Genomic DNA, 18822 nt, shown 5'->3' with positions numbered 1-18822 from the left:
TTTCTGACGTATACATGCGGATTGTTAAGATTGTCATATGATGCAGATGCTGATTCCATGGTACAATGTTTTTGGTAAAGGAGCTGGAAACAATGAACACATCAACATTTCCGTTCCCTAGTGAAGGGAAACGGTACCATACATGGTCACGTCATTTAAAAGATACATTCGGATGCAAAATTGCGAAAGTCGCGTTGGACGCCGGTTTTGACTGTCCAAACCGTGACGGTACGGTGGCGCATGGCGGCTGCACATTTTGCAGCGTCGCAGGTTCCGGCGATTTTGCTGGAGACCGCGTCGATCCAATCAGCGTACAATTTGCGGAAATCAAGGAACGTTCGCAGCGCAAATGGAAAGACGCGAAGTACATGGCATATTTCCAGGCCTACACTAATACACATGCCCCCCTTCCTGTACTGAAGGAAAAGTTCGAAGCGGCCCTGGCACAGGAAGGCGTCGTTGCACTTTCCATAGCAACCCGTCCGGACTGTCTTCCCGACGACGTTGTCGAATATTTGGCTGAGCTGAATGAACGTACTTATTTATGGGTGGAACTTGGATTGCAGACTGTCCATGAATCTACGGGCAAATTAATTAACCGCGCACATGACTTTGCCTGCTATCAAGAGGGTGTTGATAAGCTGCGAAAGCACGGTATCCGTATATGCAGCCATATCATCAACGGCCTGCCGGGCGAAACGGAAGAAATGATGATGGAAACCGCACAGGCTGTTGCAAAGCTGGACGTGCAGGGAATTAAAATTCATTTGCTTCATTTACTAAAAGGCACGCCAATGGTGAAACAGTATGAAAAAGGCAAGCTGGAATTCTTGACGAAAGAGGCATATATCAATTTGGTCGTTGATCAACTGGAGATCATGCCTCCTGAGATGATTGTGCATCGGATTACCGGAGACGGACCTATCGATATGTTGATCGGACCGATGTGGAGTGTAACGAAGTGGGAAGTTTTGAACGGTATTGATGCGGAGCTGGAAAGACGGAACAGCTGGCAGGGTAAACATTATCTTCAAGAGGTGACAATCGATTGACAGACATTATTTTGCACCGTGTCCTGCCTATTTCAAAGCGGCTCATATCTGAACGGGTGCAGTCAGGAGAAACGGTAGTCGATGCGACTGCGGGTAATGGAAACGATACATTATTTTTGGCCGAACTGGTAGGAGAAAACGGCCATGTGATCGCTTTTGATATTCAACAGAAGGCGCTTGATGCAACAAAGCAGCATCTTGGCGAGTTGGCAGGTCGCACCCGGCTGATTCTGGACAGTCATGCAATTGTCCGGGAATATGTGGATGGAGAAATTGGCGGAGCGATGTTCAATTTGGGATATTTGCCATACAGTGAAGACGAGAGCATCATTACCACTCCTTCTTCCACTATTGCTGCGCTCGATGCTCTGCTTGGCTTGCTGAAAAAATCCGGTATCATTACAATCACCGTGTATGACGGTCATGATGGCGGCAGTGAAGAGCGTGATGCGCTGCTTGCATATATCCGGACGCTGCATCAGGGAGATGTACATGCAATCCGCTATGAATTGCTGAATCAGCGCAGAAACCCTCCGTTTTTGATTGCTATGGAGAAAATGAGGGATTTTACGGAAGTGCGTAAAGTGGCTGATGAATAAATGAAAGCCCGTGAAACTGCTTAATTCAGCAATCACGGGCTTTTTGAGATTATTATGTCTGTCTGATATCTGAAATAGTTTTTGCTTCTAAGAAATTTGTTTCTTTCGTAAAGCGCAGTAATTGTCCGGCCGTTTCCTCAGCCGTACTTAGCTGACCCTGTTCTTTATAATTAACGAATTTCTCAAGATGTGGAAATTGTTCAGCTGATGAGGAACGGATAGTTTCCTGCATCCCCGTGTCAATAATCCCCGGAGCGATAGAGACAATACCCACTGGATTGGCGGCTTGTCTCTGTTCAAGAGCCACAACTGCGGAAAAGTGATCCAGCCCCGCTTTTGTTGCACAATAGATGCTCCAACCCTCATATGCAGATCTTCCGGCACCCGAAGAGATATTCAACACTTTCTTTGTCCCCGTAAACTCTTCCAGAGAAGCAATAAAAGTGTTGATTAATTGAATCGGTGCCGTCAAGTTCACTTGTACAGCCCGTTCGACTTCTTCAGCGGGCAACGCGCCGGTTAAGCTGATCGGATCGATGACTCCTGCGTTATTGATAAGAGTAAACGAATCCGCTTTGTCCAGATGACGCGTCACAATTGATTTCAGCAGTGCGGACGCTTTCTCTGTATCCGTTACATCAACCTCTTTTAGATGTTCAAGCTGATCCGGATTTGAGCGGGCCAAGCCATATACTGCTGCGCCATCGTCACCGAATTGCTTGTACAGTTCCTTGCCGATCCCTTTCGAAGCCCCTGTAATAATCACTATATCCATTTCGAATCACTCCCCTATCATAACAAGCTGCTCATTGCTGCTATGTATTCATCCGCTGTTTTGTCCGGCAGCTCAAAAAAAAGAATCCAGCAATAGATCAAAATAGCGACCACGATAATAATCAGCAGTATCCTCTGACGTCTGTTCAAAAAGTCACGTCCCTTACTAATTCTATACTGTTATAACTATAGCATAACAGGTCTGCAGCATTATGAGGACAAGCAAAAAAACCTGCATGTAAGATGGAATGAATGCAGGCTGGAAGTTTAAACTAGATTTGAGAAGCAAACTTATACGCCCCGCCATTTTTGATTCGAAGCAAATCTGCTAGTGTTTTAATGCCCTGCCGTTCAAGTTTCTTTAACAGCTCCGTAAATACATGTGCAGTAGTCAAAGCGTCCCCCAACGCACGATGCCGCTCAAAAACTTCTGTTCCAAACATTTTCGCGTAGTCTTCAAGATCCTGCTGCTCGCCCGAAGGATCTAAATAGCGTATCAAGTGCATCGTATCAAAAGAAGTCGGCATTTGGAATGTATATTTCTGCCTTCCTAATTCTTTCTTAATGACCATTTCATCAAAATTGACATGATGCCCCACCCAGCCGCCGCTTTTGTTTTTTTCAATAAACGCAAAATACTCTTCTATTGCGGTCAGCGGCATAGGCGCCTCGTCTACTTGTTCCTGCTTTATATTAGTTAATTTTTGGATTAAAGGCGGAATCTCTCTTGAGGGATTTACAAATGTCTGAAATACCCGGTCTGTGACTTGAAACCCTTCCACTTGCACCGCACCGATCTCAATCATACGGTCACTCGCTCCAATGGCGAAGCCTGTTGTTTCCGTATCAAATACAGTAAAACTCATATCTTGCAGCGGGGTATTCAGCTGAAGTGATTGCTGCAGCTCGTAGGTTAATTTTTTCTTCTTCCAAAACATGGTTTTGCTCCCTTTCTCTTTATATAGTACATTACGCACAAGGTGCACAAGGATTTTCATTCAAATTATATGAACTCGATATTTATAATTTAGACAGCAAATGAGATTGCAGCGCTCTGACTGTCTCTAATGTCGACCGCAGTTCATTTAATTCCCAGCGCCGAAGTTTCCGCAAATCGATTTCTGTTGAAATCTTTTCGTTACGCAAATGCTTTTCCCATGACATTGAAATACGTATACTCAAAGATATTTCGTAAGCATGCCGTATTTCTTCTGCAAAGTCTTTTGTGAATTTCTTTTTTTTCTGCAGCGCAGAGATGATCTCTAATGGAGTCGCATTAATTATTCCATTGCTCACACCCAAAATTTGCAGGCAATGATGCAGTGGGAATAGAGCATGCTTCTTTATATCAATGACGTCTGCTTTACTGCGACCACGGAAAATGGTCAAGAAATTCTGCTGCAGCTGCGGTATCGGCTTTTCTCTCTCTTGCTGAGCCATATAATAAATAAATGTTGAAGACTTTCTCAATTGAGTATTCACCATCTGCACAAACCGGTCATTTACTGACGGATCTCCGTAAAGGAACCGGAACGACAAAAAGTTATAGCCGAGCAATATCTGTTCAGGTGTCGACTGCAAAGCCCACTGACGAAGGCGCTGCTGCCATTCTCCCATCGTGCCGCGCCACTGTGATTCACTGGCCATCATGAACCCTTTACATCTAGTATACCCGGCTTGCTCCAAATGAACGACAATTTCATTGCCTAGAAGCTCAAAATACTTTTCAACCAGTTGTGATTTATTTTCCGCTGCGTCTTCATAAACAAGAAAGTGATCCTGATCTGTAAGCATAAATTGTTCACCGCGAGCACCGCTTCCCATTTGATACCAGGCAAACGGTACCGGAGGCGTGCCGGCTCCTTTACTTTCCAGCGATTCTAACGCGAGAAGAACACAGTGCTTCGCCAGACGATCATAAAATTTCGTGATGATTTCCAAAGTGTGAATAGTAGAGATTTCATCTTGAATCAAATTGGAAAGCACATCATAAATTGCTGCTTTGACGACAGGAAGGTTTTCGAACGATGATTCTTCAATCGTCTTTAAGATATTCATTGAATTTCGGTCACGTTTTGTAATAAGTGTGGCAAACGTGACGATCCCGATAGGTTTGCCTGCTTTGATGACCGGCAGATGTTTAATCCCGTGTTTGTAGAACTTGGAAAGTGCCTCATAATAGTAATCTGTCAATCTTACGGTATGCGGATTTTTTGTCATGACGTCTTTTGCCAATAAACCTATTGATGAGCCTCTTCCCGCTATAACCCGTTCCACAAGGTCTTTTTCTGTGACAATGCCGTTCAATTTACCTGCCTGGTCGGTGACAATAATGGAACTGATCGAATGCTTGATCATCAGCTCTGCAATTTCTTGAACTTCTGCTTCTGCATGAATTGTCACCACCGGGCTGCTCATAAAATCCTGCACACGGCGCACATATGGTTCACTTTCTCCGTATTCATCTGCCAGACGGACCTGCTCACCTAAAGATGTATACACGTTTGCGAGACGCATTGACATTTTGCGTAAAACATAATCGCGTACATTCTGGTCGTCCATTCTCTTCTTGATTACTTCATACGGCACCTGAAGGCAGATTGAGTTTTTCGCCACTTCCATATCAATATGATGCTTATCGAGAGGTCGTGCCATTTCGCCCAGGTAATAGGCAAAATTAGAGAATCCAATGATTTCGTTCTCCTGGACTATTTCCAGCATGACAGAGCTTCCATCCTGTCCTTCAATCTGCACTTCTGCAGAACCTTGAAGGATAATTAGCAGACCCTCCTGCGGTGTTTTGAAGTAATTGGACTTCTCAGCACGTTCATACAATTTTAACCTGCAGTCTATCAGCAGCCGGTCGAACTCCTCTTCGTCAGTATCCGCAAATAAAGGATTGTTATGGATCCTTTCATACAATGCACGATCTTTAATTGTCTGCAGCACATCAAAACCCCCTTTTGATCACATACACTTTATTTTACTAGTCGGCTGACAGATTCAGTACATAAAAAAGCTCCTCCCTCTGTGTGACAATCAGAAGGGGGAGCATTTCATGATGATACGACTGTTAATTAATTATCAAGCTCTTTGTATCCAGTTTCAGCTTTGAAACGCACTTCTGCATACGAAATTTCGAGCTCTTCGTGCTTCTTCGCGCTTAGAACTGTTCCAAGCCATGCTCCGAGGAACCCTGCAGGAACAGAGAAAATCGTAGGAAGCGAATACGGGAAAATCGGATTCCCTGTAAACAAGGCAGCTCCTGGAACCGGATTCCATACGCTCGGACTCATTGCTACAAGCACAAGTGCCACAATTAGCCCTGATAGCATCGATACCAACGCGCCTGTTGTATTGAATTTTTTCCAATAGATCGTCAATAGTATAGTTGGCACGTTTGCAGAGGCTGCAACACAGAATGCTAAAGACACTAGGAATGCTACGTTTAATTTTTCAGCGCCTAAGGCAAGAATAATAGAGAACACGCCAATTGCAATAGAAGCCCAGCGTGCAGCGTTAACCTGCTGTTTCTCAGTTACATTACCATTTTTGATAACTTGACCGTAAAGGTCGTGAGCAATTGCAGAAGCTCCAGATAGTACAAGTCCTGCTACGACAGCAAGGATTGTTGCGAATGCAACCGCTGCTACGAAGGATTCAAGTGCATTTCCACCGAGTACTCCTGCTAGCATTGGCGCAGCCATGTTTCCGGCAGCATTTTCCGCAATAATTGCATCTGCTCCAACAAATTTTGCAGCTCCAAAACCAAGGAAGATTGTTAGTACATAGAAAAGACCGATAATCCAAACAGAATAAATTACAGAAGAACGCGCCGTTTTTGCATCTTTCACTGTAAAGAAGCGCATTAAGATATGTGGAAGACCCGCAGTACCCAAAACAAGTGCCAGTAATACGGATATCAGGCCGATGGTATCTTTATACACGACCCCTGAATGAAGGAAAGCTTCTCCATGAGGAGTTGCTGTTCTCATTGCATCGAACATACCAATGAAATTAAAGTTGAACTTCATGAGCACCAAGAATGAGATAATGATTGTACCCGCCATTAAAAGCATAGCCTTAACAATCTGCACCCAACTCGTTGCAGTCATCCCGCCAAATAAAACATAAATCAACATCATCGTTCCTACGATTAAAACTGACATGTTATATGGTATACCAAATAGTAATTTAATTAGCGCGCCTGCACCTACCAGCTGGGCAAGCATATAGAACATAACTATTGTAATAGTGTTTAATGCAGCCGCTCCGCGAACTTTCTTCGCACCAAATCGCGCACCAATCATATCAGCCATTGTAAACTTACCTAAGTTTCGAAGCGGTTCTGCGATTAGGAACAATACCACTAAGTAAGCTGTCAGCCAACCAATACTATAATAGAAGCCATCGAAACCATTTAGTGAAATCGCACCGGCGATACCCAAGAATGAAGCTGCTGATAAATAGTCACCCGCGATGGCCAAACCATTTTGCCAGCCGGTCAATGATCCGCCAGCTGTGTAAAAGTCGCTCGCAGTAGTTGTTTGCTTAGCAGCCCACCATGTAATATAAAGTGTCAGCGCAATAACTGAGAAGAATATAAGTATTGAAATAAAATCCATCTGCATTTGCAGGACCCCCCTTTTTTAAGACATTTATTTTAGAACATTTTTTTCTATAATCTTGTCTACATCATTATCAAAATGCTTTGCTTTATTCATATAGATAGAGGTAAATACCCAAACCATAATAAACATGGAAAATGCATAGACCCAGGTCCATGTCATATAGCCGATCGCCCGAGTTTCAAGAATCTTCGTATATCCTGTTAAAAGTGGAAGTATAAAGTACGCTGCGAAGAAAAAGATTACGTAAGGTCTTGAAAATGTCTGTTTGCGTTTGACTAAGGCTTTAAAGTCCTCTGTTGCAACGATTTTCTCATAGTCTAATGTGGATTTCCCACGAGTCGTTTGATTGCTCATTTGTTAATCCCCTTTCTATTTTATATACTTACTGAAAAAGTTGCCAAATCCCTCCACTTTCTCTGAAAACGCTTTCATCATAAAGCCAACTAGACAATATGTACCAGCGAAACAGTATTTTTATTTGTTATAGTACACATGTAAACAATACCAAATATTTACTTGATTTGCAATACCTTTTTTTGAAGATTTGTAAAATTTGATATACTAAGGTAAAGCAAGATTGGTATAGACATTAATCTAACAAAAGCCCGTGAAAGTTACAAGGACAATTTTAATTTTTCTTATTTTTAATTTTAAAAATGTAATAAAAACTCTATTTGAATTTCCATTTTTTGAACGAAAATAAATTGATACTGTTAAAGCACAGCAAAAAGATGTAGTATATTGTATATCGTTAGCATTTAGAAAATGCTCATTTAATGTACTTATTATAGAGAAAGATGGTGTGAGAAATTGCCTATACCTACTAATCACGCACAGCCGGTCCGTAAAACAGCCAAGGAAAACGCCTTCGGTCAACTGCAGAAATGGATTATTGACGGCACGCTTCAACCTGGCGAGAAATTAAATGATGTGGAACTTGCCGAAGCACTTGGCGTCAGCCGGACACCAATACGTGAATCCCTTCAGCTGTTGGAAGTGCAGGGTTTTGTCCAGATGTTCCCCGGCAAAGCTACTCAAGTAACAGAGGTCCAGCGGGAATCTATCTCTGAACTTCTGCCTCCGCTTGCCGCACTGCAGGCGCTGTCTGCGGAACTCGCCATACCCAATTTAACAGACAGTGTCATTAAAAAATTACGCGATACAAATAAACGATTTGCCTTGGCAGTTGAGAAAGAAGATTATTTTCAGGCGTTGAAGATAGATGAAAAATTCCACCAGATTATTGTCGATACTGCAGCCAACACTTATATATCTTCCATGCTTGTGTCTCTGCAGGCTCATGTCCGCAGATTATTTTTTCATAATTCCATTATACTCACTTCCCAATCCATTTCGGAACACGAACAAATTATTGATTTAATGAGTGAGCGTGATGGAGAGCGAGTAACTAAAGTTATGAGGGAAAATTGGCTGCGTGCAATCGAGGAATTTCATTCAGTCGAGAAATTCAATTCCTAAAAAGAGGATCCGGCGTCAAGCCCGGATCCTCTTTTTATGACTGTTTTTATTGGACAGAACAACTGACAGCCCAAAGACAGCAGTTACAATCAGCACAGGTACCAGCCAGCCGATACCTTCTGCATAATATGGAATATAATCAGTGTACATTTTGTTTATCCAAGAAATCCATGCAGGCAGCTGATGATCGACCAATTTATAAAATTTCACGAGCGCTTCCACTGAACTGATCAAGAAGGCAGCAGCTGTTGCCGTTTGGTATACAAGCTTTGACTGATGAAACAACGGACCGGTGAAAGTCAATATAATCAGCACCATAGCGAGCGGATACAGCAAAACGAGTACCGGAAGTGAGAAATTGATAATATTTGCCAGGCCAAAGTTAGCGACTGTCAGACAAAACGTAGAAAATATCACGACAAACCACTTATAGCTGATTATGGGAATGATTGAATGAAAATATTCACCGCAAGCCGTCAACAGTCCTATAGCTGTCGTGAGGCATGCCAGCATAATGACAATTCCCAGCAGCACAAAACCGATAGAACCGAAGTAATACGAAGCCGTCTCACTTAATACCGCTCCCCCCGAGTTTACGTAGCCAATTGAATCAACTGAGGCTGCTCCGAGATAAGCGATCCCGAGGTAGATAATTGCGAGAAACCCTGCCGCCACAAATCCTGTTTTAGCAGTCGAAGTCAGTATTTGTTTTTTATCTGTGATTCCCATTGCCTGTACAGCTTTGATGACAATTATACCGAATACTAGTGATGCTAACGCATCCATCGTATTATAACCTTCCAGGAAACCTGTAAAGAAGGCGCCTTCAGTATATGGAATTTGCGCCGGCTGAACTATGCCCATCGGTTTGAATACTGTCATAGCGATGAGTCCGATTAACAGGATAATGATCAGCGGAGACAGCAGCTTGCCGACACGGTCCACAATTTTTGCCGGATTTAAAGAAAGCCACATGCTGATTCCAAAAAACAGCAGGGTAAATAAAAACCGGGCAAGAGCGACTGGGAAATCATTCAGAAATGGCGCAATCCCAATGTCAAATGCCACTGCCCCTGTTCTGGGCGCCGCAAAAAACGGGCCGATGGTTAAATAAAGGACAGAGGTAAAAATCAGCGCGTACAGAGGGTGAATCCGGCTCGCCAGTTCTTGAAGATCTCTGCTGCCGGAATATCCGATCGCAAGGATTCCGAGGAACGGCAGTCCGACGCCAGTGAATAAAAACCCGAGCATTGCTTTCCATGTATTTGTTCCCGCGAGCTGACCAAGCTCTGCCGGGAATATCAGGTTACCCGCCCCGAAAAATAATGCGAACAGCATGACCCCGATTACGAGGCTGGACGAGAATGATAATTTTTTCTCCATTTGCTAAAAATCCTCCTGTAGACAACAGTAAATTCGTGTATGCAATATATTACATTTCCCCATCTTACGCTTTGTAAATCGGAAAATCAACTGCCTGCCGAATCATTTAATTTTTGGCTTTATTGCTAACTTACTGATTACTTTTCCGGAAATATTACTGTTGTTTTTTCGGGTATGCACAAATTCAATTCTTGACAAGTTGTTATGACCGTATTGCGAAAACATGCTGCTGTTTGACATGGTGTGAGTTTGCGGTTTAAACCCGCTTCGGCGCTGGGGGATTGCCTTACGCTGTGAGTCTACTGGCGAAAAGGCGTACATCACTGCCCTAATTTCTGAAAAAACGTAGAAATACGGCAAAGCGAACCCTGCGCTGTTCGCTTTGCTCATGATATAAACTGTCAAGCACATATTTTGGTGAGGTGCTATTTGTTCAACGAGAAAAAGTAAAAACCGGCTGCACGTATGCCGCCGGTTCGAATCATTTATTTTATAACAAACTTCGTCTTGCTGTACCCTTCTTTCATTTTAGTTACTTGAAGAGTGGCGGGAATCGCTTCTTTCATTTCATCAATATGCGAAATGATCCCAATCATTCGTCCTGACTGCTGCAGCGCGATCAATGTGTCGATGGCTTTTTGAATCGCTTCCTCGTCTAAAGCGCCGAACCCTTCATCAATAAACATTGTCTCTATGCGGACAGCCCCCTGAAAGCTCTGAATGACGTCCGCCATGCCTAGCGCGAGACAAAGAGAAGCATTGAATTTTTCTCCGCCGGAAAGTGTCTTCACATCACGCGTCTGACCGGTATAAGCATCATGCACATCAATGCCGAGACCGCTCTGCTTGCCTCTTGTTTCCTGACGGTCGCTCCTGATCAGCTCATACTGGCCATTCGATACATCGCGCAGCCGGATATTAGCCGCCTGAATAATCCGCTCTAAATATTCAATTTGTATATATCTTTCAAAAGAAATTTTCAAACGGTTTTGGCCACGGACAATATCGTATAAATTTGTGATCTTGCCATGATTTTTTTCCAATTCTGCCTCTCGTTTTTTGCTCGTTTCCAGATCGACATGCAGTTCCTCTGCAGATTTTTTCCAGCCTTCAAACTGATTGAACAGCGCAAATGCCTGTTCATATTGATTTTTCAGCAACTCCACATGCTGCTTCAGCGTATGCAGATCGATTGGTCGTTTATCTTTCACAGACTCTTTCAATTCATCTAAAGCAGCCTTCAGTGTATGCAGGGTCTGTGTATACGTCTGCAGACGCTGGTAAATATTCTGCCGCTCTTGTATTGGCAGCTTCACCCGAAGATAGCTCTCCTGAGAATCAAAGCCCTCTTCCATGAGACGTTTTTCAAATCCGGCTCGGCTCACCTGAAACTTTATTTTCATTTCTGATGCCGCCTGTTTTTCCATTTGCTCGCGGGAGTCCATTTTCGTTTGTAATGTATGCACATCCTGAAGCTTCTGCTGAATAGCATTCCAGGCATTCTCAAGCGCTGTGCTGACTGCTTCTTTTGTTTGAATCTTCTGCTGCAATGCCGGCAGTTCCTGAATTTCTTCAGGTATTTTTGAAATCGAGTGGTTGTATACGGCCAGTTTAGTTTTCCATTCACTTTTCGTTTCAGTATAGAGCAGTTCTAATTTTTTCATCGCAGCAATCAATTCGTTAATCGCAGTTTCTTCTTTTTCACTTGCTTCTTTCTTCTTCTTTACGGTTTCTCTGTTTTTTCGCAGTTGCCCGACTTTCATTTCAAGAGCCGCTGCATCCGCTTTATAATCGCGGCCCATTACAATTTGCTGCTCTTTCAGCTCATGATCCAAGGCCTCCAGCTGATTCAGAACTTGCTGCAGTTCTGCATGCTTCGAATGAAATTGCTGTTCTTTCGCAAGCCGCATTTGTTTCGCCTGATCCAGCTGCTGCTTTGTTACATGCTCATTTTCTCCGCCGGCAGCTTTATTCGGGTGATGGCTGCTGCCGCATACCGGACAGTCCTCCCCTTCTTGTAGTGAAGCTGCAAGCAACATCGCCTGACTGCCGATCCACTGACTTTCAAGCGCTTGGTAATCTGCTGCAAAATGTTCATTTTCCGCTTTAGCTTCAGTGAATTGCTGCTCTATTTCCTTGACCTTATGACTTTGCTGTTCAAAGATTTGCAGTTGCTTTGCATAGGCTTTCACTGTTGCCAATTCATCTACATACGATTCATAATCTTCCAGCCCGGCTTCCAGCTGTTTAATTTCTTTTTTCTGCAACTCTAATGAAGCCGTGCGCTGTTCAAGCTTTTGCTGCTCCTGATTTATTTGTAAAGATGCTTGATTAGCTTTTTTCTCTAGCTGTTCCAGATAACGGCGCTCATTGGCAAGGCCCGAAACCGCAGGCAGCAAACGGTTCAAGTCAGACAGCTCTTCCTTCAAAGCATTTCGTTCGCCTTCACGCGCTTGCTCTGTATCGTATGATTCTTTGGCAGCAGCCAGTTGCCGGTTGGCATCTGCGAGAAGTGCAGCCGCTTCTTCATAACTCTTATTTTTCTTGAATAACTCAGTTTCATTCGATTTTACTTGCAGCTCTAAATCCTCCAGGCGGGCCGCCCGTTCGGCTGCAAGCCAGCGTCTCTCAAGCTCTGCCATGGTTTCTTTCTGCGCATGTAGCTGCTGTAATTCTGTTTCACGCTTTTTAAGCTTCTCAAATTGTTCATTGACAGAACTGGCCGCATGAAGTTCTTTTTGTTTTTCATCATGCTGGATGTAAAACTTTGTATACTCTTCATGTTTCGCTACAGACTGTTCCAGATAATAGGCTTGTTCTTCCTGCAATCCGGTAATCAGCTGATGGTAATTCGGATATTCTGCTTTCAGCTCTGTAAATAAAAGGGTCTGCCGCTCCGGCAGCTTGGCGGGAATCTGGTGAAGAACTGCGCCGCTCATCTGTTTTTCATGAAGATATTCCGCATTTGCCTCTTCTTTTTTCACTTTCAGCCGATCGGCAAGCTTCTGATAGGGCTCAGTCTTGAAAATTTTCCGCATGATGGCTTCCTTATTGGCTGTATCTGATGTAAGAAATTTTCGGAATTCACCTTGCGGAAGCATCATGATCTGACTGAATTGTGCATGCGTGAAGCCTAACAGCTCTTCTATTTTTTCATTCACTTCAGTAACTATTTGCCGGTCAGTTACCGGTATGGATTGCGTGCCGCTCTCTTCAAATAATTCACAGCAACCGAGTGTCTCTGATTTATTCCCTTTCTTGCGGTAAGGAATCTGTCGCAGAACACGATATCTTCGCTGGTGAATATCAAATGTCAATTCCACAGTCGTCTGCACATCGTCATCTGCAAACTGGCTGCGAAGCGCTCTCGTATCCGTCCGATCTTCTCCGCTTGCCTGTCCGTACAGCGCAAAGCAAATCCCGTCAAAGATCGTTGTCTTGCCTGCACCTGTCTTTCCAGAGATGACAAATAAACGATGCTCTTTCAAATCGTTGAAATCGACCGTTTCCTTATCTTTGTACGGACCGAAAGCTGTCATCGTTAACGTGATCGGCTTCATGCTTTGTCCTCCTCATTCATGACATCCCAAAGCACTTCTGCAAATAACTGTTCTGTTTCAGGATCTGCTGGTTCGCCTTGCAGTTCTTTATAAAAGGATGCAAACAGCGACCTGTCGTCTTCTCGCTTCTCTGTGTTTACAGCAAAACCAAGTCCTTCACCGGAAGCCGGCAGGAGTTTGCGCTCAACATGCATCGCATTCGGATATACTGAGCGAACTTTTTCCATCGGCTGAATAATCGGTACTGTATCAAGCAGCTTAACGAATACATAATCTTCATTCGGCGGCTGCTGCAACAAATCGTCCATCGCCCCTTCTACCGTACGCATGTCATGCAGCGGATCAAGCAGTCTCTTCTCTATCTCCACCTCTCCGTCTTCATGCAGATGGACAATTAGATAGCCTTTTTGATGATTTTCTTCAGATATAGAGTACTTTAAAGGAGATCCCGAGTAGCGGATTGTTTCAGATCCGACCCAGTGCGCTCTATGTAAGTGGCCGAGAGCAGTATAATGAAACGGCGCAAAGAGGTCGGAGGATACATATTCTGCACCCCCGATCGACAGCGGTCTTTCCGCATCGCTTGTGTTCTCTTCTTTTTCTCCGTGCGGTGTGATGAAAGCATGCCCGACAAAGACGTGCCTGGCATCTTCATCCATCGTTTCCTTTATTCTTCCGATGATTTTTTCCATCGCCTGCTGATGGCTTGAGATGGCATCGTCCTGGAATAAATGACGCACTTTGGAAGGATCCGCATAAGGAATCAGATGGAAATGAACTTCACCGAATTCATCTTGTAAAATGACAGGCGGCAGTTCTGCTGACAGCTCACCTGTAATATGCAGCCCCTGCTCTTTCATAAACGTGCTGCCGAAGTGAAGCCGGCTCGGACTATCATGATTTCCTGCAATCGCAATAACGGGAATTTGCAGATCAATGACGATTTCCTGCAGTATATCATTGAGCAAATTGACCGCTTCAGTCGGCGGAATTGCCCGGTCGTACAGGTCGCCTGCAATAATCACCGCATCCGGCTGTTCTATCTTTATTTCTTCAATTAACGCGCTTAGGATATAGCGCTGGTCTTCCGTCATATAGACACCTTGGACTAGTTTTCCAAGATGCCAGTCTGCTGTATGGAATAATTTCAAATAGATTCTCCTCTCTTGGTACAGCTTTCTAAACTTTAATGATGATTACGAAAGTTCCCGGTCTGCTTCGCGTAAAACTTCACCGATCTTGCGTTCATTGATAACGAGATCTGCCAGGTAATCCATGGAAGTCGGTTCCATATTGATTATGACAAGCTTAGCTCCATTTTCTTTTGCCAGCATTGGAAACTGGTTGGCTGGTGATACAGTCAAGGATGAACCAAGCACGATAAACAGGTCGGCCTTTTCACTTTCAAAAACGGATTGCAGAAAAGCTTCTTCCGGCAGCATTTCACCAAATAAAACGACAGACGGACGCAGTTTCCCGCCGCATTCACAATAGAATTCATCTTGTTCATAGCGTTCATTGCCATATACTTTTCCGCAGCTCTCGCAATGAACTTCGCGAAGCGTGCCGTGCAGTTCCATGACATTTTCCGATCCCGTCATTGTATGGAATCCATCAACATTTTGCGTAATGATGCCGGAAATCAATCCTTGTTCTTCCCATTTGGAAAGAATTCGATGCCCTTCATGCGGACCCGCTTCCTTGGCTGCCAGCACGCGCTGTTTATAGAACTGAAAAAATTGTTCGAATTGCTGATTGAGCGCATCAACACTAGCCACCTTCGCAGGATCTTCCATTTCCCACATACCAGTCTTGGCAGATCGAAAATCAGGCAGCCCGCTTTCAGTAGACATTCCCGCTCCTGTGTAAACGATTGTGTGCTTTGATTCCTTCAGTAAATCAGCCAGCATAGACACTCATCCTTTCATAATAGCGAAATTACGTTCTATTCTTATAGTAGCACAAAATCTTTTCAGCAAGATTGACAAAACGTTTACGAAATAAAAAACAGGCATCCAAGTTTGGATACCCGCCGCTGTTTATTTAGATGTGATTGCTTTGATAACTTGAAGATCAATTAGACCGTCGATTTCATTCGTCTTGATGTAATCTGCTTCCAGACTGATGTCTGCCATTTCCTGCAGAACGTCTTCATTCACTTCTGTTGTGACTTCAATTCTGCTGAACGCAGCTTCGAGTTCTTCTTTCCCCAGCTCTTTGCCTGTCAATCCCTTAATATGCTTGACAACTAGAGCCTGTGCTTCTTCCGGCTCATCACGCACGAATTGTACTGCTCTTGCATGCGCTGTTAAATAGGCTTTCACTAACTCATCATGCTGCAGGAATTGATCACTTGTCGCAACTACTGTATTTGTGGATTCCTTGCCCCATGCAAAGTCTTCCCAGTCCAGCAGTAGTTTACCGTCTGCCTGATTCTGCAGAATATAGCCCCATGGTTCTTGTGTCGCTGCTGCGTCCACTGATTTCTGAATGAACAGTGTCGCTGTATCTGCCGGCGCCGCTGCGAAGAAGTCTACCGTACCGCCGTTCGCTTTTGCCTTCAGGTTCACATCTTTCAACGCTTTACGCAACATTACGTCTTGCGTGCTTCCGATAACGGGAATTGCTACTTGTTTACCGTCTAAGTCCGCCAGCTCATTAATACCGCTGTGGCCCGCTGATACCAATACCGCACCGCCATTTACTGCACCGGAAACGATATGGTATTTCGGATCCTTAACAAAGTAGTTGATCACCGGACCCGGCCCGACCGTTCCGATATCGATTGAATTCGTAGCCATCGCTTCCATGAATAACCCGCCGTTGCTGACTGTCTTCGTGGAAATCTTGACATCCTCTCCAAATTCTTCAGCGAAGTAGTTATTTTCCAGCCCGATAATGGTTGCAATATGCGTTAGATTTGGGAAATAACCGATCTTCACTTCATTTTTATCTGATTCAGCTGCATCTTTCTTGCCGCAGCCTGATAAAATCCCCACGATTGCCAGCACTGATAATAATACACCCGTTACTTTTCTGTTCATCTTCTTCTCCCCTTTTCATCATGAGCGCGTTATGCCCTAATTCCCCATTTACGTTCCACATTCCGTTCCAGCCGCAGGAATAAAACATTATCCATAATCGTTCCGATCACACCGATAATGATCATTACCGAAATGACTAAATCCATCTGGCCGAGCGCACGGCCTGCTTCCAAAAGCTGCCCGAGTCCAACTCCGGCACCGAGCAATTCCCCCGCCATGAGAGCCCGCCACGAGAAAGCCCAGGCAATGCGCAGACCAGAAATCAGCTGCGGAACAGATGCAGGAAGAATCACAGTCCGCAAAAAGTGAAACCCTCCTGAACCAAGAGATTTAGCAACTTGCTGATACAGCAGCGGTACATTTTTGAATCCGCTTGTCGCGTTGACGATCATCGTCCAGGTTGCACCCAATGTCACAATGAATAAAATAGCAAAATCGTTCAGGCCAAACCAAATGATTGCCAGTGGAAACCAGACAATACTAGGAATCGACTGCAATGCTGTTACGAGAAAACCGAGTGTATCTTCCACCAGTTTATAGCGCCAAATTAAATAACCAAGTATAAGGCCGAGTATCGATGCAATGGTAAATCCGATAAGCAGCCGGGTAAGGCTTGCGCCGATTGCGATCAAAATTTGACCGGAGATGAGACCCGATACTAATGTCGTCATCACTTGTGTGAAGCTCGGAAACATGAAATCGGGCAATTCCGACAGTCTAGATGTGATTTCCCATATCGCCACTAGTATCCCGAGAAACACTATTCGTCTTAAAGCTGTAGTCATCACCCATCTCCTCCTTCAGCACCTTCTCTATTTCATCCTGCAGCTCTGCCAGAATCTGTTTCTCCAGCTGCAGCGTCACATCGCTTGGCATCACACCGTCTTTTGAATCTTTTGAAGTGAAAACTGCCTTTATTTTTCCCGGGCGTGTAGCAAAGACTATAATCTTCTGCGACAGCAGCACAGCTTCCCGGATATTATGTGTGATAAAGAAAATTGTCACTTTCGTTTTTCTCCAGATATCCAGCAGTTCTTTATGCAAGACCATCCGCGTCTGTTCATCCAGCGCTGCAAAAGGTTCATCCATCAATAAAATATCCGGCTCCATCACTAACGCCCTTGCAATCGAAACCCGCTGTTTCATGCCGCCTGACAGCTGATGCGGATAGGCATTAACGTAATTCCCCAAGTGCACCATTTTCAGCATCTCGATTGCTTTCTCCTCTGCTTCCTTCTTGGGTATCTTTTTCAGCAGCAGGCCGTACGTGACATTATCCAGAACAGTAAGCCACGGAAACAACCCGGCTTCCTGAAACACGACGACACGATCTGATCCTGAACCTTTCACTTCGTTTCCATTAATTTGAATCGACCCGCTATCCGCTTTTTCCAGCCCGGCAATTAAGTAGAGCATCGTCGATTTGCCACAGCCTGAAGGCCCGACGATCGAAACAAATTGTCCTTTTTCAACTTCTAAATTGATATTGTCGAGTACCTTTACAGTCCCTTTTTCTTTATGGGGAAAGCTCTTTTCGATCCCATTAATTGATAAGTACATGCCAACTCCCCCAGTCCTCGTTTTGTGCTTTCTTAATTCCTACTAATTCTATTTGTTTAACATATGTATATAATCTACCATTCATATAGGTTTTGTCAACACTATTTTTAATATTCTTTTTTATTGGCTCCTCACCGAAACATGTGCTTGACAGTCTATTTCATGGATTTGAATGTAATTGCGCAGTATAGGATGGTAAGTGGTGGATATCGTTTCCCTGCGTTCCAGGCGGACGCGTTCCGGAGGGCCCTCGGTGAGCCAAGCGAACAGCGAAGGGTTCGCTTGGCCGTGTTTTTGCGCTCTTTGCAAAAATTAAGGCAAACTGTGCTCATAACGCTACGCTTTTATTCGCAAAAGCCTTTCTTCGTAAAGGCTTTCGCTCCCTTTAGTTGTCTCATCCTATCGGGCTGATCCTCCCGGAGTCGCCTAAAACCAGTGCTCCTAACGCTACGCTTTTACTCGCAAAAGCCGTTCTTTGTGACGGCTTTCACTCCGGTACACTGGCTGGTTTTTCAATACTTCTTATGTGAGTAGGCAGTATGAGCATAATATCTGAGACCATTACGATAGGTAAGGCGTTTCATGCATTACTTAGCATTCTGTGAAGGCTTAGATCCTTATGATCAAAGTGTTTACAAAGTCGAGAAACGAAACCACGCCAACTCAATTCACACTCTGCCAAAAAGCAACATGACATACATCCTCTAGCAAAAGCGAAGGCGCAACTGCGGGGTCGGCCG

16 protein-coding genes are annotated in these 18822 nt (G+C 44.2%); 3 read left to right on the top strand and 13 right to left on the bottom strand.

Translation table 11 applies throughout. The annotated features are described in order from the left end of the window. Window positions 1–92 precede the first annotated feature (92 nt). The gene (gene mnmL, locus NCCP2331_RS04475; protein WP_153722957.1) at window positions 93–1052 is read left to right on the top strand and encodes a tRNA modification radical SAM protein MnmL/YtqA; all 960 of its coding nucleotides are present in this window, start codon (window positions 93–95) and stop codon (window positions 1050–1052) included. Further along, entirely contained in the window at window positions 1049–1651 is a 603-nt protein-coding gene (gene mnmM / locus NCCP2331_RS04470; protein WP_251668835.1) for a tRNA 5-(aminomethyl)-2-thiouridylate-methyltransferase MnmM, read from the top strand. The genes mnmL and mnmM overlap by 4 nt, the downstream gene beginning before the upstream one ends. Window positions 1652–1703: 52 nt before the next feature. On the opposite strand, the gene NCCP2331_RS04465 is transcribed toward mnmM, so the two are convergent. From NCCP2331_RS04465 to NCCP2331_RS04445, 6 genes are all read right to left on the bottom strand, one after another. Then, window positions 1704–2426, bottom strand: coding sequence for an SDR family NAD(P)-dependent oxidoreductase (locus tag NCCP2331_RS04465; protein WP_251668833.1), 723 nt, complete (start codon window positions 2424–2426; stop codon window positions 1704–1706). Window positions 2427–2443: 17 nt separating this feature from the next. Further along, window positions 2444–2575 (bottom strand): hypothetical protein, encoded by a 132-nt coding sequence (locus NCCP2331_RS18380; protein WP_264879196.1) that lies wholly within the window; start codon window positions 2573–2575, stop codon window positions 2444–2446. Window positions 2576–2697: 122 nt separating this feature from the next. Further along, entirely contained in the window at window positions 2698–3363 is a 666-nt protein-coding gene (locus NCCP2331_RS04460) for a 3'-5' exonuclease (protein WP_194841177.1), read from the bottom strand. Between the two features lie 82 nt (window positions 3364–3445). Next, a complete protein-coding gene (locus tag NCCP2331_RS04455) occupies window positions 3446–5374 on the bottom strand; it encodes a DUF294 nucleotidyltransferase-like domain-containing protein (protein ID WP_251668831.1) in 1929 nt (642 codons plus the stop codon). A 128-nt stretch (window positions 5375–5502) separates the two neighbouring features. Further along, window positions 5503–7050, bottom strand: coding sequence for a solute symporter family protein (locus NCCP2331_RS04450; protein WP_153722972.1), 1548 nt, complete (start codon window positions 7048–7050; stop codon window positions 5503–5505). Between the two features lie 33 nt (window positions 7051–7083). Then, window positions 7084–7410 carry a DUF485 domain-containing protein gene (locus NCCP2331_RS04445; protein WP_153722962.1) on the bottom strand — a complete coding sequence of 109 codons (327 nt, stop codon included), beginning with the start codon at window positions 7408–7410 and terminating at the stop codon, window positions 7084–7086. A gap of 456 nt (window positions 7411–7866) precedes the next feature. Here NCCP2331_RS04445 and NCCP2331_RS04440 point away from each other — a divergent pair, with 456 nt between their 5' ends. Further along, complete coding sequence (locus NCCP2331_RS04440; RefSeq protein WP_251668829.1) at window positions 7867–8535, top strand: GntR family transcriptional regulator; 669 nt, start codon at window positions 7867–7869, stop codon at window positions 8533–8535. A gap of 15 nt (window positions 8536–8550) precedes the next feature. On the opposite strand, the gene brnQ is transcribed toward NCCP2331_RS04440, so the two are convergent. The 7 genes from brnQ to NCCP2331_RS04405 all read right to left on the bottom strand — a co-directional run bounded on the left by brnQ (window position 8551) and on the right by NCCP2331_RS04405 (window position 18082). Continuing rightward, on the bottom strand, window positions 8551–9918 hold the full coding sequence (brnQ, locus tag NCCP2331_RS04435) for a branched-chain amino acid transport system II carrier protein (protein ID WP_251668827.1): 1368 nt from the start codon (window positions 9916–9918) through the stop codon (window positions 8551–8553). Window positions 9919–10403: 485 nt separating this feature from the next. Next, window positions 10404–13478: an SbcC/MukB-like Walker B domain-containing protein gene (locus NCCP2331_RS04430; protein ID WP_251668825.1), complete on the bottom strand. Its 3075-nt coding sequence runs from the start codon at window positions 13476–13478 to the stop codon at window positions 10404–10406. Further along, window positions 13475–14629, bottom strand: a complete 1155-nt coding sequence (locus tag NCCP2331_RS04425) for an exonuclease SbcCD subunit D (protein ID WP_251668824.1) — start codon at window positions 14627–14629, stop codon at window positions 13475–13477. Before NCCP2331_RS04425 ends, NCCP2331_RS04430 begins: the two co-directional genes overlap by 4 nt. A 45-nt stretch (window positions 14630–14674) precedes the next feature. Further along, window positions 14675–15388 (bottom strand): NAD-dependent deacylase, encoded by a 714-nt coding sequence (locus tag NCCP2331_RS04420; RefSeq protein WP_251668822.1) that lies wholly within the window; start codon window positions 15386–15388, stop codon window positions 14675–14677. A gap of 129 nt (window positions 15389–15517) precedes the next feature. After that, a complete protein-coding gene (locus NCCP2331_RS04415; protein ID WP_251668820.1) occupies window positions 15518–16522 on the bottom strand; it encodes an aliphatic sulfonate ABC transporter substrate-binding protein in 1005 nt (334 codons plus the stop codon). Between the two features lie 29 nt (window positions 16523–16551). Beyond that, window positions 16552–17307, bottom strand: coding sequence for an ABC transporter permease (locus NCCP2331_RS04410; RefSeq protein WP_153721926.1), 756 nt, complete (start codon window positions 17305–17307; stop codon window positions 16552–16554). Next, window positions 17240–18082, bottom strand: a complete 843-nt coding sequence (locus tag NCCP2331_RS04405) for an ABC transporter ATP-binding protein (RefSeq protein ID WP_251668817.1) — start codon at window positions 18080–18082, stop codon at window positions 17240–17242. The genes NCCP2331_RS04410 and NCCP2331_RS04405 overlap by 68 nt, the downstream gene beginning before the upstream one ends. Window positions 18083–18822: the final 740 nt, after the last annotated feature.

Origin of the sequence: Sporosarcina sp. NCCP-2331 (assembly GCF_023707945.1) — a bacterium.
Lineage (GTDB): Bacteria > Bacillota > Bacilli > Bacillales_A > Planococcaceae > Sporosarcina > Sporosarcina cascadiensis.
The sequence above is the reverse complement of the archived record's forward strand: the minus strand, read 5'-3'. Positions and strand labels throughout refer to the sequence as shown.

What these genes read in the sequence shown, in the direction of transcription:
- NCCP2331_RS04420 (WP_251668822.1), bottom strand. Translation starts at nt 15,388, where the DNA reads ATGCTGGCTGATTTACTGAAGGAATCAAAGCACACAATCGTTTACACA.
- mnmL (WP_153722957.1), top strand. Translation starts at nt 93, where the DNA reads ATGAACACATCAACATTTCCGTTCCCTAGTGAAGGGAAACGGTACCAT.
- brnQ (WP_251668827.1), bottom strand. Translation starts at nt 9,918, where the DNA reads ATGGAGAAAAAATTATCATTCTCGTCCAGCCTCGTAATCGGGGTCATG.
- NCCP2331_RS04445 (WP_153722962.1), bottom strand. Translation starts at nt 7,410, where the DNA reads ATGAGCAATCAAACGACTCGTGGGAAATCCACATTAGACTATGAGAAA.
- NCCP2331_RS04460 (WP_194841177.1), bottom strand. Translation starts at nt 3,363, where the DNA reads ATGTTTTGGAAGAAGAAAAAATTAACCTACGAGCTGCAGCAATCACTT.
- NCCP2331_RS04410 (WP_153721926.1), bottom strand. Translation starts at nt 17,307, where the DNA reads ATGACTACAGCTTTAAGACGAATAGTGTTTCTCGGGATACTAGTGGCG.
- NCCP2331_RS04430 (WP_251668825.1), bottom strand. Translation starts at nt 13,478, where the DNA reads ATGAAGCCGATCACGTTAACGATGACAGCTTTCGGTCCGTACAAAGAT.
- NCCP2331_RS04405 (WP_251668817.1), bottom strand. Translation starts at nt 18,082, where the DNA reads ATGTACTTATCAATTAATGGGATCGAAAAGAGCTTTCCCCATAAAGAA.
- NCCP2331_RS04465 (WP_251668833.1), bottom strand. Translation starts at nt 2,426, where the DNA reads ATGGATATAGTGATTATTACAGGGGCTTCGAAAGGGATCGGCAAGGAA.
- NCCP2331_RS04415 (WP_251668820.1), bottom strand. Translation starts at nt 16,522, where the DNA reads ATGAACAGAAAAGTAACGGGTGTATTATTATCAGTGCTGGCAATCGTG.
- NCCP2331_RS04450 (WP_153722972.1), bottom strand. Translation starts at nt 7,050, where the DNA reads ATGGATTTTATTTCAATACTTATATTCTTCTCAGTTATTGCGCTGACA.